Raw genomic sequence first — 13,066 nt, 5'->3', positions numbered from 1 at the left:
GGCCCGGCCCGTCAGAGCGTCGCGGCGAGCCGGGTGCCCTGGTCGATGGCGCGCTTGGCGTCCAGCTCGGCGGCCACGTCCGCGCCGCCGATCAGGTGCACCGCGGCGCCGGCCGCGCTCAGCTCCTCGTAGAGGCCGCGCCGCGGCTCCTGGCCCGTGCACAGCACGATCGTGTCGACGGGGAGCACGGTGGAGGTGCCGTCCACGGTGATGTGCAGGCCCGCGTCGTCGATGCGGTCGTAGCGCACGCCCGGAACCATGGTCACGCCGCGGTGCTTGAGTTCGGTGCGGTGGATCCAGCCGGTCGTCTTGCCGAGCCCCGCGCCGACCTTCGACGACTTGCGCTGGAGCAGGTGCACCTGGCGGGGCGGCTTGGGCCGCTCGGCCGCGCGCAGCCCGCCGCGCCCGCCGTACGTGGTGTCGACGCCCCACTGCCGGAAGTACGTCTCGGCGTCCAGGCTCGCGGCGTCCCCGCCGTCGGTGAGGAGCTCGGCGACGTCGAAGCCGATGCCGCCCGCACCGACGACCGCGACCCGCTCGCCGACCGGTGCCCCGTCGCGCAGGACATCGAGATAGGTGACCACGCTCGGATGGTCGGAGCCCGGGATCTCGGGGGTGCGGGGGGTGACGCCCGTCGCGATCACGATCTCGTCCCAGCCGCCGGCGATCAGGTCGGCGGCACTCGCCTGCGTGTTCAACTCGACCTGTACGCCGAGCAGTTCGAGCTGGGTGCGGTAGTAGCGCAGGGTCTCGTCGAACTCCTCCTTGCCGGGCACCCGCTTGGCGATGTTCAGCTGGCCGCCGATCCGGTCGGCCGCGTCGAACAGCGTGACGGCGTGGCCGCGTCCGGCCGCCGACACGGCGAAGGCGAGCCCGGCGGGACCGGCGCCGACCACGGCGAGACGCTTGCTCAGCCTGGTGGGGGAGAGGACGAGCTCGGTCTCGTGGCAGGCGCGCGGGTTGACCAGACAGGAGGTGATCCTCCCGCTGAAGGTGTGGTCGAGGCAGGCCTGGTTGCAGCCGATGCAGGTGTTGATGGTTTCGGGGCGGCCCGCGCTCGCCTTGGCCACGAACTCCGGGTCGGCGAGGAAGGGCCGCGCCATCGACACCATGTCGGCCCGCCCCTCGGCGAGCAACTGCTCGGCCACTTCGGGGGTGTTGATGCGGTTGCTGGTGATCAGCGGGATCGACACCGATCCCATCAGCTTCTTCGTCACCCAGGTGTAGGCGCCCCGAGGCACCGAGGTGGCGATGGTCGGGATGCGCGCCTCGTGCCAGCCGATGCCGGTGTTGATGAGGGTCGCACCGGCCGCCTCGATGGCCTGCGCGAGGGTGGTGACCTCGTCGAACGTGGAGCCGCCGGGCACCAGGTCGAGCATCGAGAGCCGGTAGATGATGATGAAGTCCGGGCCGAGGCGCTCGCGGGTGCGGCGCACGATCTCGACCGGGAAGCGCATCCGGTTCTCGTAGGAGCCGCCCCAGCGGTCGGTGCGGTGGTTGGTGGCTCCCGCGATGAACTCGTTGATCAGATAGCCCTCGGAGCCCATGATCTCGACACCGTCGTAGCCGGCCGACTTGGCGAGGTGCGCCGCCCGTACGAAGTCCTCGACGGTCCCCTCGACCTCTTCGTCGCTCAACGCGTTCGGGACGAAGGGGCTGATGGGCGCCTGCAGTGCGCTCGGTGCGACCAGGTCCTCGTGGTAGGCGTACCGCCCGAAGTGCAGGATCTGCATCGCGATCCGGCCGCCCTCGCGGTGCACCGCCTCGGTGACCACCCGGTGCTGCGCGGCCTCCGCCTCGGTCGTCAGACGGGCCCCGCCGGGGTAGGGGCGGCCCGCGTCGTTGGGGGCGATGCCGCCGGTGACCATGAGGCCGACCCCGCCGCGGGCCCGCTCGGCGTAGAACGCGGCCATCCGCTCGAAGCCGTTCTCGGCCTCTTCGAGCCCGACGTGCATCGAGCCCATCAGCACCCGGTTGGGCAGCGAGGTGAACCCGAGGTCGAGGGGGCTCAGCAGGTGGGGGTACGGGGTCATGGGGGCGCCTCCGGGTGGGATGTCGTCGCCACCCGTTGTAGACCAGCGCACTCGGTTATGCAACAAGTTGCATAACACTGAGGTGCCGCTCACACCCAGGGCGGCGGCCCCTCGGGGGCGAGCTGGTACACCTCGAAGAGCACGGCGGCCTCCACCCCCAGGGCGGGGCCGGACGCACACGCGATCCAGGTCAGGAACGGGCGGGGGGCGAAGGCGTCGGCCTCCGCGCCGAGTCCCTTGGTGTACTCGGCGTGTGCCGCGAGCGAGGCGATGCCGCGCTCCAGCGGCTCGCCGGTCACCTCCACGCCGTGAGTGGGCCGCTCGGCGCCCGCGAAGGCGACGAAACGCACCCCGGGCCACGGTTCGAGGCCCTCGTCGGCCAGCTCGGGGAAGATCCAGCGGTTCCCGGCGTCCCGCGCCGCATCGAGCGCCGCGAGGCCGACCGCGCGGTGATCGGCCTGGTTCACGAGCCCGCCGATCATCCGGATCGTGTATGCGCCGGAGACGATCACATCGGGCCGGAAACGGCGGATGCTCCGCACGATGTCGCGCCGCAGGGCGGGCCCGTACTCGACCACGCCGTCCCGGTGCCCGAGGAACTCGACGTCGGTGACGCCGACCTCGCGCGCCCCGGCCCGCTCCTCCCTCTCGCGCAACGGCGCGGCCCGGTCGGGGTGCATCCCTTCGATGCCCGCCTCGCCGCGGGTCGCCAGGAGGTAGGCGACGTGCTTGCCCTGAGCGGTCCAGCGGGCGACCGCGGACGCCGTGCCGTACTCGATGTCGTCGGGGTGGGCCGCCACGGCCAGACATCGGGCCCAGTCCTCCGGAAGCGGGGAGAGCGGCGGGCCGCCGGTGCCGCCGCCGAACTCGTTGAAGGCACTCATGCCCTCAGGATGGCTCCGCCACGGGCCGGGCGACAGTGGGGCGGCGTACTCCGCCACGGGCGACGACCGCCGGGCGCGACCGGGCCACGAGCCGCCACCCCGGCCGGCACTCGTACGCAGCCACGCCCTCCTGAAGGCCTCCGGTACGCGTACGCCGCCGTACCCTCACACCTTGCGGTACCCGTACGCCTCCTCCGCCGCCGCCCGCACCGCCTCCAGGTCCGCCCCGGCCGAGGCGCTGACCACCGCGGCCACCGCGCCCTCCACGAACGGGGCATCCAACAGCGCTGTGCCGTCCGGAAGTTCGTCGCCCTCGGCGAGCAGCGCCTTCACCGTGAGGACCGCGCTGCCGAGGTCCACCAGAACGGCCACGCCCGCACCCCGGTCCACGGACCGGGCCGCCCGCACGATCAGCTCCTCACTGGTGCCGAGCCCCCCGTCGGGCAGCCCGCCCGCGGGTGCGACGGGTGCGGTGGCGCCGCCCCCGGCCAGGCCCTCGGCCAGCTCCGCGACGGCCGCCGCGACGGCCGCGCTGTGCGACACCAGGACCACCCCGACCAGCGCGTCCGGCCCGCTCACGCGGCGGCCTCGGCAAGCGCCCCGATCAGCAGTGCCGACGACGTCGCCCCGGGGTCCTGGTGGCCCACCGAGCGCTCCCCGAGATAGCTGGCCCGCCCTTTGCGGGCGCGCAGCGGCACGGTGGCGAGCGCCCCCGCACCGGCCGCCTCTGCCGCCGCCGGGAACGACTCGCCCAGCGCCTCGACGGCGGGCAGCAGCGCGTCCAGCATCGTCTTGTCCCCGGCCGCCGCGCCGCCCAGCTGCCCGACCGCCGCGACACCGGCACCGAGGGCCTCGGCCAGCTGCTCCCGGCTCACCTCGCCCGCGTCCCCGAGCGCCTTGCCGGTGCGCCGCAGGAGCGTCCCGTACAGCGGGCCCGAGGCGCCGCCGACCGTGGAGATCAACTGCCGCCCCGCGAGGGCGAGTACGGCTCCCGGAGTGTCCGGCGCCTCCTTGTCGAGGACCGCCGTCACGGCCTGGAAGCCGCGCTGCAGATTGGCCCCGTGATCGGCGTCGCCGATCGCCGAGTCGAGATCGGTCAGGCGGGCCGCCTCCCGGTCCACCGCGGCGGCGGTGGCGGACATCCAGCGGCGCATGAACGCGGCGTCGAGCACAAGTCCTCCTTCAGGCATCGGATCAGCAACCCCAGCGCAGTGCGGGCGTGTTGACCGGTGCGTCCCACAACCGCAGCAGCTCCTCGTCGACCTGACACAGCGTCACCGAGGCGCCCGCCATGTCCAGCGAGGTCACGTAGTTCCCGACGAGCGTACGGGCGACCGGGACGCCGCGCTCCGCCAGCACCCGGTGCACCTCGGCGTTGAATCCGTACAGTTCGAGCAGGGGAGTGGCGCCCATCCCGTTCACCAGGAGCAGGACCGGACTGGTGGGCCGCAGATCCTCCAGAACGACCTGGACGGCATAGTCGGCGATCTCCCGCGACGTCATCATCGCCCGCCGCTCACGCCCCGGCTCGCCGTGGATGCCGACGCCCAACTCCAGCTCGCCCGGCGGCAGTTCGAAGGTGGGACTGCCCTTGGCGGGAGTGGAACAGGCGGTGAGGGCCACCCCGAAGCTGCGCGAACTCCCGTTCACCTGCCGGGCGATCGCCTCGACGCGCTCCAGCGGGGCGCCCTCCACGGCGGCCGCCCCAGCGATCTTCTCGACGAACAGGGTCGCTCCGGTGCCGCGTCGCCCCGCCGTGTACAGACTGTCGGTCACCGCGACGTCGTCGTCCACGAGCACCTTGGCGACCGTCACGCCCTCGTCCTCGGCCAGCTCGGCCGCCATGTCGAAGTTGAGTACGTCACCGGTGTAGTTCTTGACGACGAACAGGACCCCGGCGCCGCCGTCCACGGCCGCCGCGGCCCGCACCATCTGGTCCGGCACCGGCGAGGTGAACACCTCGCCGGGGCACGCGGCGGACAGCATCCCCGGCCCCACGAAGCCGGCGTGCAGGGGCTCGTGCCCCGAGCCGCCGCCGGACACCAGGGCCACCTGCCCGGCCACCGGCGCGTCCCGCCGTACGACCACGCGGTTGTCGACATCGACCGTGAGTGAGGGATGCGCCGCGGCGATGCCGCGCAGCGCGTCCGCCACCACCGTCTCGGGCACGTTGATGAGCATGTTCACCAGGACCTCCAGAGCGAGGCGTGCGGAGTGTGACCACTCCAGTATCACGCGACGCCGCCTCCCGGGACGGGGCCGGTCAGGGACGCCGGGCCGAGCGGCCCGGCGCGGTCACTCCTTGCCCTCGTAGCGGCGCTCGAAGCGGGCGATCCGCCCCTCCGTGTCCACCGTCCGGGCCCGGCCGGTGTAGAAGGGATGGCTCTCCGCGGAGATCTCCACGTCGATGACCGGGTAGGTGTTGCCGTCGTCCCAGTCGATCGTCTCCTCGCTCGTCGCGGTCGACCGGGTCAGGAAGGCGAATCCGGCCGCCCGGTCACGGAAGACAACCGGCTGGTAGGAGGGCTGCTTGTCGCGTTGCATGGGTGCTCCGGGGGAGAGGGGTGGATCGGTCAGCGGTTCTCGCCGGGCCGGGGGCGGGCGGGGTCCTCGTATCCGTCGAGGTACTCGGTGTCGTCCGCGTCGACGATGTGCATGGCCGCCTCCTCCGCCGAGGCCGCGGCGCCGTCGATGCCGACGTCGGTGGCGAGCATCCGGGTCTCGTCGTCGGGGTGGGCGCCCTCGTCGGGCGCCACCAGGCGGCCTGCGCGGGCGCCGCCGACCTCGTCGTCGCGCGGCTCGCCGTCGGTGTCCCAGGTGTCGCCCATGCCGTCGCCGTCGGCCGCCGACACCTCGGCGACCTCGTCGGCCAGACGCTGCTCCAGACTGTCGCCGCGCAGCCGCTCGGCAGCCGTCACCCCGCTGCGCTCCACGGCCCAGGGGCGCTCGGGCGGCGAGTAACCGACGTCCAACGGGTCCGAGGGGCCGTCGTCCAGCGTGTCCTCGGCGCCCAGGATGCCCTCGTCGTCCTGCACCTCGGAGCCGTCCGGCTGATAGACCTCGTCCCCCCACGCCTCACTGTCGACCACGGCTACCTCCTGGGTTGCGGCCGTCGGCCCGCACGCCGCGCGGTCGGATCCGGCAGCCGTTTCCAGTCTCGGCTCGCCCGGGTCCCGGGACCACCGCAAGCGGGCCGGCCGGGTGATCACCAGGCCGCTTTGAACGCGTTCAATTCGGTGCGCTAGGGTCGCTTCCACATCGAGGGGGCGCAATGAAGATAGTGATTCCCGGCGGTACCGGGCAGGTCGGGGCGATCCTGGACCGGGCGCTGACGGCCGCGGGCCACGACGTCGTGATCCTGACCCGACGGCCGAGCCGCGAGCGCGAGGTGGGCTGGGACGGCGAGACGCCCGGCGCGTGGGGAGAGGTCGTGGACGGCAGCGACGTCGTCATCAACCTGGCCGGCCGCAGCGTGAACTGCCGCTACACCGAGGCCAACCTGCGCGCCATGATGGACTCGCGGGTGTGCTCGGCCCGGGTCGTCGGGGACGCGATCGAGGCCGCCCGGCGACCGCCGGGACTCTGGCTCCAGATGAGCACCGCCACCGTGTACGCCCATCGCTTCGACGGGGCCAACGACGAGGCGGACGGAATCGTGGGCGGGACCGAGCCGGAGGTGCCCGGCTACTGGGGATTCAGCGTAGAGATCGCCAAGGCCTGGGAGGCGGTCCAGGAGCAGGCCCGCACGCCGAAGACCCGCAAGGTCGCGCTGCGCGCGGCGATGGTGATGAGCCCGGACCGCGGGGGCGTGTTCGACGTGCTCCAGAAGATGGTCCGGCTCGGCCTCGGCGGGCCGGTCGCGGGCGGCGCCCAGTACGTGTCCTGGATCCACGAACACGACTTCGTCCGGGCGGTGGAGTTCCTCGTCGCCCGCGAGGACCTGGCCGGGCCGGTGAACCTGGCCGCGCCCGTCCCGCTGCCGCAGCGCGACTTCATGCGCGCCCTGCGGGCGGCCCGGGGTGTGCCGGTGGGGCTTCCCGCGACGAAGTGGATGGCGGAGCTCGGCGCGTTCGCCCTGCGCTCGGACACCGAACTGCTCCTCAAGAGCCGCCGTGTGGTGCCGGGCCGCCTCCTGGAGGCGGGGTTCGACTTCACCTACGAGGCGTGGCCGGAGGCCGCCGAAGAGCTGGTCCGGCGGTCGCGTGCCGGGCGCGGCGGTGCCGGACGGCTGGGCGCCGGATGCGAGGGCGTCCGACGCGAGGGTATCTGACGTAAGGGGTCGACTAGCCTGTTTTGAAGGGGAGTTGGGCCCGGCTCCGCCCGAACCCGGCGAGCACGAGCAGCCAGGCCGCCACCGCGATCCACAGCACGACCTCGCCGAGCGTGTGCAGCGCGCCGATGCCGGTGGCGGCCGATGTGAACAGGGCGGCGGCCGCCGTCATCCCGATCGGGAAGACCGTGGACCAGCGCCTGATGTCGTAACGCGGGCGCGGCCGGTACACCTCGGCGCCGAGCAGGACCGCGCACGCGGTGAGATTGAAGCCGAGCAGCACCAGCGCGGCGGTCCGCAGGGCCGTGTGCGCGGCGCCGGACCACAGCGGGGAGAGGCTCAGTTTCGACGCGGTCAGCGCGGAGATGGCGAGGGCGCCGCCGCCGATCCACTGATCCCCCGCCCCGTCCCGCACCTGGCGGAAGTCGAACCGGGCGAGCGCCTCGCCGTAGAGGACCAGGCCGAGGACGAACGCGACCAGGGCGGCCCACCCCAGCCACCCGGCGCCGTCCGCCAGGGACAGGGTCGCGGCGAGCACGCCGAGGCCCTGGGTGGCGACGCACACCAGGAAGGCGGCGCCGGGCATCCGGCGCTGCCAGTGGCGTACGACCGCGATCAGGAGCACCGGCCAGAGCGCGGCCGCCAGTGCGAGCAGCGCGGCGGCCGAGGTCTCCCAGCCCAGGGCGGACAGACGGGTGCCGAGCACCGTGGTCGCGGCGACGGCGGTGAGCGCGGGCGGCGTGTCCGCCTCGCCCGACCACCGGTCCCGGTCCCTCAGGAGCCTCGCGAGGAAGTCCCCGGCGAGCAGCAGCCACAGCGCGACCGCGAGCGCGAGCCACACCCGGGAGAGCGTCTCGTGGCCGGTGAGATGCAGCCCGACGGAGATGATCGCGGTGGCCATCACGGCGGCGCCGGCCGCCGGGGGCAGCTCCGCCCACCACGGGTTCACCTGGCGGTCCATGGCCCCATCTCAACGCGCCGGGCCGCCCGTCGCCACCGAGGTGGCTTCTACGAGGAGATGCTTGTACAGTACAACTGATAGAAGTTGTAAAAGCCAACCATTGGATCGCGACCGTCCCCGGCCGGCGATCCGGTCAGAAGGGTCCTGTCATGTCCGGAGGCCACAAGGCCGGTAGGGTCACCGCGCCGGGCGACGTGCGTACGGCGCCGTCGAACCCCGCGCTGCGACACGTCCTCACCCACCTGATCACTCCGCTCCTGATGTGTCTCGGCATGGGGCTCGCCTACCTGGGCGCCTTCGCCACCCCCGAGCCGCACCACCTCCCCGTCGCGGTCGTCGGAGCGGGACCCGAGGCGAAGGTGTTCGCGCAGACGGTGAAGGACAAGGCGGGCGACCAGCTCGACGTCCGCACCCTGCCCGACCGTGCCACCGCCGTCCACCAGCTCAAGGACCGGGACATCTCCGGCGCCTACGTCCTGGACGCCAAGGCCCCCGAACTCGTCGTCGCCTCGGCCGGGTCCGACATGAGCGCCACCGCCGTCGAGAAGGTCTTCACCCCGGCCGCCACCGCCCAGGGCGTCCCCCTCAAGGTCACCGACGTCGTCCCCCCGGTCCCCGGCGACCCGACCGGATCGGGCATCTTCTTCCTGCTGATCGCCGTGAGCATCGGCTCGTACGCCTCCGTCGCCGTCCTCGGCGCGGCCGGTGCGGGGCTCTCGCCGCGGACACGGGCAGTGCTCGTGGCCGGGGTGTCCTTCGTGGTCTCCCTCATCGGAGCCGCGTTCGCGGGCCCGCTCTTCCACCTCGTCGACCACGGTCTGTGGGGAGTGTGGGCGATGTCCTGGCTCTACTCGGCGGGCATCCTCTTCCTCGGCGCCGGACTGCACACCTTCCTCAAGCGCTGGACCACGCTCGCCGTCATGGTGCTCTTCGTGATGCTCAACTTCACGAGCTCCGGGGGCCTGTTCCGGCCCGAACTGCAGGACGGCTTCTTCGGCAGCCTGCACGCCTTCTGGAACGGTGCCGGTCTCGTCGAGGGCATCCGCGACCTCGTCTACTTCGACGGTCACGGCCTCGCCCGCAATGTGTGGGTGCTCGCCGCCTGGCTGCTCCTCGGCATGATCGTGACGGCGATCGCGGGCGTGGTCGAACGCCGCCGGGCCCCCGCCGACTCCGTCACGCTCGCGCCTTCGACGGCTGCTCCGGCCGCCGTACCGGCGCGGTCCGCCGAGGAAGCGGAGGAAGAGGCAGAGGAGGAGGAGATCGAGGAGACCGTCGGCGTCTGACCATGCACCTCCCCGCCGCAGGGCGGTCCGGCTCCGGCCGGGCCGCCCTTCCGGTGTCCGCCACGAGCCCCGACCGGTCGCGGAACACCCGGGCCGTTGACAGGGTTGGACCGGCACAGCGGTGCGGAGCGACAGCCGGGAGGCACGATGCCGAGCAGGAACACGCCGCGGGTCCGCCGCGTCTACGACCCGCCCGAGGAGGCCGACGGCGTACGCGTCCTGATCGACCGGCTCTGGCCGCGGGGCCTGTCCAGGGAACACGCGGCGGTCGACGAGTGGCCCAAGGACCTCACGCCCTCGACGGAACTGCGCCGCTGGTACCACGAGGACCGCACCCGCTTCGCCGCGTTCCAGGAGCGGTACGAGGCCGAACTGGCCGGGCCCGAGCAGTCCCGGGCACTGGACCGCCTCGCCGAACTCACCGAGGGCCGCACCCTCACCCTGGTCACCGCCGTCAAGGACATCGACCACAGCCATGTGCCGACACTCCTCGCGGCCCTCGGGCGGAGCCGCCCGGCCGGGTGAACCCGGCGGGCACCCGCTCGCCACCCGGGCTAGGGTCGGTCCGGCGGATCCGGTCGCCGTCGCGGTACCCCGGCCCCGCGGGACCGGCGAGTGGAGGCCGGGTGCGTCCGGCCGCACGGCACAGGAGGGCGACGACGCGATGGGGTCCCCCGTCCGAGCGGCCCTGTCCGAGCGGAGCCGAAAACTCGCGGGAGTCGGCACCCGACGACAACGCGGCGGACGGGCGTGCCGGGGCCGCGCTGTCCCACACCAGACCCGGCGGACCGACCCTAGGCAGGACGCATGTCACCGATGTCACGGATGGGCGCCATCGACCGCCGCTGGTTCGAGCGGGTGGCGACCGCACGCCTGGCCGGCGCCGAACAGGTACTGCCCCGGCTGAGCCACGCCGCCAACCACGGCAAGCTCTGGTTCGCCACGGCCGGGGTGCTCGCGGTGGCCGGCGGCCCCACCGCACGACGGGCCGCCCGGCGCGGCATCGGCGCCCTCGCCGTCGCCTCGCTCGCCACCAACACCGTCGCCAAGTACGCGACCCGGCGCCGGCGCCCGGTCATCGACGCGGTGCCGCTGGTGCGCCGCCTCGCGAAGGCACCCGGCACCACCTCGTTCCCCTCCGGGCACTCCGCTTCCGCCGCCGCCTTCGCCGCCGGTGTGGCGCTCGAATCCAGCCGGTACGGGGCGCTGGTCGCCCCGCTCGCCGCGGCCGTGGCGTTCTCCCGCGTCTACGTCGGCGTCCACTACCCGGGCGACGTGCTGGCCGGGTGCGCGCTCGGCGTGGCCGCGGCCGCCGTCACCTGCTACTGGTGGCCGCCCCGGCCCCAGCCGCTGCACCCCCTGCACACCCGCGCCGCGGCGCCCGCACTGACCCGGGGCGAGGGGCTCGTCGTGGTCGTCAACCCAGGCTCCGGCAAAGGGGTTCCGGGCCGGCTGCCCGCCCAGGACCATCTCCGGCTGCTGCTGCCCAAGGCCGAGATCGTCGAGCTGGGCGACGGCGACGACCTCGGTGAACTCCTCGACGAGGCCGTCGCCCGCGCCGGACAGCTCGATCGTGTGCTCGGCGTGTGCGGCGGCGACGGCACCGTCAACGCGGCCTGCGAACGCGCCGCCCGCGCGGGCCTCGCCCTCGCGGTATTCCCGGGCGGCACCTTCAACCACTTCGCCCTCGACGCGGGCGTGGCCGCCTTCGAGGACACCGCGTACGCCCTCGAACACGGCGAGGCGATCCGGGTCGACCTGGCCCGGGTCGCCGACGGGTCGGGCCGGGACGTCACCGCCTTCGTCAACACGTTCAGCATCGGGCTCTACCCGGATCTGGTGCGGCTGCGCGAAGGCATGGAGGGCCGCATCGGCAAGTGGCCCGCCGCGGCGATCGCCCTGGTCCGGGTGCTGCGCACCGCCGTCCCCATCCGCCTCCAGGTCGACGGCCGCCCGCGCGCGCTGTGGCTGCTCTTCGCGGGCAACGGCCACTACCAGCCCGAAGGGCTCACCCCGACGCACCGGCCCCGCCTGGACGAGGGCCTCCTGGACGTACGTACCGTCGACGCCGATCTGCCGCTCGCCCGCACCCGGCTCGTGATCTCCGCGCTGGCCGGGGCGCTGCGCCGGTCCCACGTCTACCGGGGCGAACGCGTCCGCTCGGTCCGGCTCACCGGCCTCGAAGGCGTGAACTCCCTCGCCTACGACGGCGAGACCGCGACCGCGCCGGACGCCCTGCTGCTCGACAAGGCGGACCGGGCCCTCATCGTCTACAGCCCCGCCGAACCCCAGGACGAGCTCGCCCAGCGGGCCCGCACCGCCACGGCCGCCATCGCCGCCGGGGCCACCGCGAGCCGGGCGCGGTCGATGCCCTGATCAGGCTCAACTCTCCTGCGAGGCAAGCGAGTCGGAGAATCGGGGCATCGGCTCGGGCTGTGCGGGCTCCGGCAGCCGGCGGGTCAGGAGCCAGGCCAGCACGGGGAAGACGATGAGCGGGGCCAGTGCCGTGCGCAGCGAGGTCGAGTCGGCCGCGGCCCCGATCAGCGGGCTGGCCACCCCGCCCACACTCACCGTCAGACCCAGGGTGACCCCGCTCGCGGTGCCGATCCGGCTGGGCAGATAGTCCTGGCCGAGCGTCACCTGCAAGGAGAACGGAACGTACAGGGCGGCGGACGTCAGGGCGACGAACAGGTAGAAGCCCGGCCCCGGCACGAACACCACCCCTGCGACGGCCGGCACCGCGGCCGCGTACGACCAGCACACCACCCGCACCCGGTCCCAGCGCGCCGCGAGCCTGCCGCCCACCACGGTGCCCGCGGCGCCGCCCGCGTACAGCGTGAACAGGGCCGCGGATCCCGCCAGTTGGCTTCCGCCCACCCGCTGACGGGCGTACAGCGCGACGAAGGCGGCAAGCCCCACGAAGACCAGCGAACGGCAGACCACGGCCAGGCACAGCTTCGCGAACGACGCCCGGTCGTCCCGCCCCACCGCCCGGGTGGGGCCGGACCCGGCCCGGCCCGGCGCCCGCACCGCCCGCAGGGCGAGCACGCACAGCACGCTGCCCAGGGCGGCCGGCACCACGAGCAGCGGGGCCGCCCCCAGGCCGCCCGCCCCGACCACCCCGGCGACCAGCAGCGGAGCGGTCGCGAAGCCGAGGTTGCCGCCGAGCGAGAACCAGCCCATCGCCGTGTGGCTGCCCGCGCTCGCGAGGCGGGCCACCCGGGCGGACTCGGGGTGGTAGGCGGCCACGCCCACCCCCGACACGGCCACCATCGCCAGGGTCGTGGCGTACGAGCCGCCCCAGGCGCTCAGCGCGATGCCGGCCCCGGCCACCGCCGTACTCACCGGCAGCAGCCACGGCATCGCCCACCGGTCGGTGAGCGCGCCGAACAGCGGCTGGACGATCGAGGAGAGCAACGAGGCGGCCAGCACGATCCCGGAGGCTGCCGCATACGAGTAGGCACGCTCGGCGACGAAGAACGGCACCAGGGCCGCGACGGTCCCCTGGTACACATCGACACAGGAATGCCCCACGGCCAGCAGGAACACCGGCCGCCCGAGCTGTCGGCCGCCCCGCCCCCGCGCGTCGCGTCCCGGACCGCTCCCGTACCCGGCACGCCGTTTCCCGGCAC

General features: G+C 73.7%; 13 protein-coding genes. 4 read left to right on the top strand and 9 right to left on the bottom strand.

Annotated elements, in window-relative coordinates; translation table 11 throughout:
• Window positions 1–11: 11 nt before the first annotated feature.
• The 7 genes from IE267_RS27850 to IE267_RS27820 all read right to left on the bottom strand — a co-directional run bounded on the left by IE267_RS27850 (window position 12) and on the right by IE267_RS27820 (window position 6,006).
• Complete coding sequence (locus IE267_RS27850) at window positions 12–2,033, bottom strand: NADPH-dependent 2,4-dienoyl-CoA reductase (protein WP_189765105.1); 2,022 nt, start codon at window positions 2,031–2,033, stop codon at window positions 12–14.
• Between the two features lie 89 nt (window positions 2,034–2,122).
• Window positions 2,123–2,917: a PIG-L deacetylase family protein gene (locus tag IE267_RS27845; protein WP_189765104.1), complete on the bottom strand. Its 795-nt coding sequence runs from the start codon at window positions 2,915–2,917 to the stop codon at window positions 2,123–2,125.
• 165 nt (window positions 2,918–3,082) lie between these two features.
• On the bottom strand, window positions 3,083–3,496 hold the full coding sequence (locus IE267_RS27840; RefSeq protein WP_167160006.1) for a PTS-dependent dihydroxyacetone kinase phosphotransferase subunit DhaM: 414 nt from the start codon (window positions 3,494–3,496) through the stop codon (window positions 3,083–3,085).
• Entirely contained in the window at window positions 3,493–4,089 is a 597-nt protein-coding gene (gene dhaL / locus IE267_RS27835; RefSeq protein ID WP_167160008.1) for a dihydroxyacetone kinase subunit DhaL, read from the bottom strand. The genes IE267_RS27840 and dhaL overlap by 4 nt, the downstream gene beginning before the upstream one ends.
• 22 nt (window positions 4,090–4,111) lie before the next feature.
• Window positions 4,112–5,104 (bottom strand): dihydroxyacetone kinase subunit DhaK, encoded by a 993-nt coding sequence (gene dhaK / locus IE267_RS27830; RefSeq protein ID WP_167161643.1) that lies wholly within the window; start codon window positions 5,102–5,104, stop codon window positions 4,112–4,114.
• 108 nt (window positions 5,105–5,212) lie between these two features.
• Window positions 5,213–5,461, bottom strand: coding sequence for a type B 50S ribosomal protein L31 (locus tag IE267_RS27825; RefSeq protein WP_167160010.1), 249 nt, complete (start codon window positions 5,459–5,461; stop codon window positions 5,213–5,215).
• Between the two features lie 29 nt (window positions 5,462–5,490).
• Window positions 5,491–6,006, bottom strand: coding sequence for a DUF5709 domain-containing protein (locus IE267_RS27820; protein ID WP_167160012.1), 516 nt, complete (start codon window positions 6,004–6,006; stop codon window positions 5,491–5,493).
• Between the two features lie 182 nt (window positions 6,007–6,188).
• Between IE267_RS27820 and IE267_RS27815 the strand changes: the two genes are divergently transcribed.
• Window positions 6,189–7,187 (top strand): TIGR01777 family oxidoreductase, encoded by a 999-nt coding sequence (locus IE267_RS27815; RefSeq protein WP_189765103.1) that lies wholly within the window; start codon window positions 6,189–6,191, stop codon window positions 7,185–7,187.
• A 13-nt stretch (window positions 7,188–7,200) separates the two neighbouring features.
• Here the strand turns inward: IE267_RS27815 and IE267_RS27810 are convergent, their stop codons facing one another.
• Window positions 7,201–8,148 carry a tellurite resistance/C4-dicarboxylate transporter family protein gene (locus IE267_RS27810; RefSeq protein ID WP_189765102.1) on the bottom strand — a complete coding sequence of 316 codons (948 nt, stop codon included), beginning with the start codon at window positions 8,146–8,148 and terminating at the stop codon, window positions 7,201–7,203.
• Between the two features lie 149 nt (window positions 8,149–8,297).
• Here IE267_RS27810 and IE267_RS27805 point away from each other — a divergent pair, with 149 nt between their 5' ends.
• From IE267_RS27805 to IE267_RS27795, 3 genes are all read left to right on the top strand, one after another.
• Complete coding sequence (locus IE267_RS27805) at window positions 8,298–9,434, top strand: ABC transporter permease (RefSeq protein WP_373304597.1); 1,137 nt, start codon at window positions 8,298–8,300, stop codon at window positions 9,432–9,434.
• A 147-nt stretch (window positions 9,435–9,581) separates the two neighbouring features.
• A complete protein-coding gene (locus tag IE267_RS27800; protein WP_189765101.1) occupies window positions 9,582–9,959 on the top strand; it encodes a DUF488 domain-containing protein in 378 nt (125 codons plus the stop codon).
• 291 nt (window positions 9,960–10,250) lie between these two features.
• Complete coding sequence (locus IE267_RS27795) at window positions 10,251–11,810, top strand: bifunctional phosphatase PAP2/diacylglycerol kinase family protein (protein ID WP_189765162.1); 1,560 nt, start codon at window positions 10,251–10,253, stop codon at window positions 11,808–11,810.
• 6 nt (window positions 11,811–11,816) lie between these two features.
• Here IE267_RS27795 and IE267_RS27790 read toward each other — a convergent pair whose 3' ends face one another.
• Entirely contained in the window at window positions 11,817–12,983 is a 1,167-nt protein-coding gene (locus IE267_RS27790; RefSeq protein ID WP_189765161.1) for an MFS transporter, read from the bottom strand.
• Between the last annotated feature and the right edge of the window lie 83 nt (window positions 12,984–13,066).

It is taken from the genome of Streptomyces xanthochromogenes (assembly GCF_014650455.1).
In the GTDB taxonomy this organism is placed as follows: domain Bacteria; phylum Actinomycetota; class Actinomycetes; order Streptomycetales; family Streptomycetaceae; genus Streptomyces; species Streptomyces xanthochromogenes.
Note: the sequence above shows the minus strand (reverse complement) of the source record. Positions and strands in the feature narration are given on the sequence as shown.

Excerpts from the sequence above, each read along its gene's own strand:
- IE267_RS27825 (WP_167160010.1), bottom strand. The coding sequence starts at position 5,461 with ATGCAACGCGACAAGCAGCCCTCCTACCAGCCGGTTGTCTTCCGTGAC.
- IE267_RS27805 (WP_373304597.1), top strand. The coding sequence starts at position 8,298 with ATGTCCGGAGGCCACAAGGCCGGTAGGGTCACCGCGCCGGGCGACGTG.
- IE267_RS27845 (WP_189765104.1), bottom strand. The coding sequence starts at position 2,917 with ATGAGTGCCTTCAACGAGTTCGGCGGCGGCACCGGCGGCCCGCCGCTC.
- IE267_RS27810 (WP_189765102.1), bottom strand. The coding sequence starts at position 8,148 with ATGGACCGCCAGGTGAACCCGTGGTGGGCGGAGCTGCCCCCGGCGGCC.
- IE267_RS27800 (WP_189765101.1), top strand. The coding sequence starts at position 9,582 with ATGCCGAGCAGGAACACGCCGCGGGTCCGCCGCGTCTACGACCCGCCC.
- IE267_RS27795 (WP_189765162.1), top strand. The coding sequence starts at position 10,251 with ATGTCACGGATGGGCGCCATCGACCGCCGCTGGTTCGAGCGGGTGGCG.
- IE267_RS27815 (WP_189765103.1), top strand. The coding sequence starts at position 6,189 with ATGAAGATAGTGATTCCCGGCGGTACCGGGCAGGTCGGGGCGATCCTG.
- IE267_RS27850 (WP_189765105.1), bottom strand. The coding sequence starts at position 2,033 with ATGACCCCGTACCCCCACCTGCTGAGCCCCCTCGACCTCGGGTTCACC.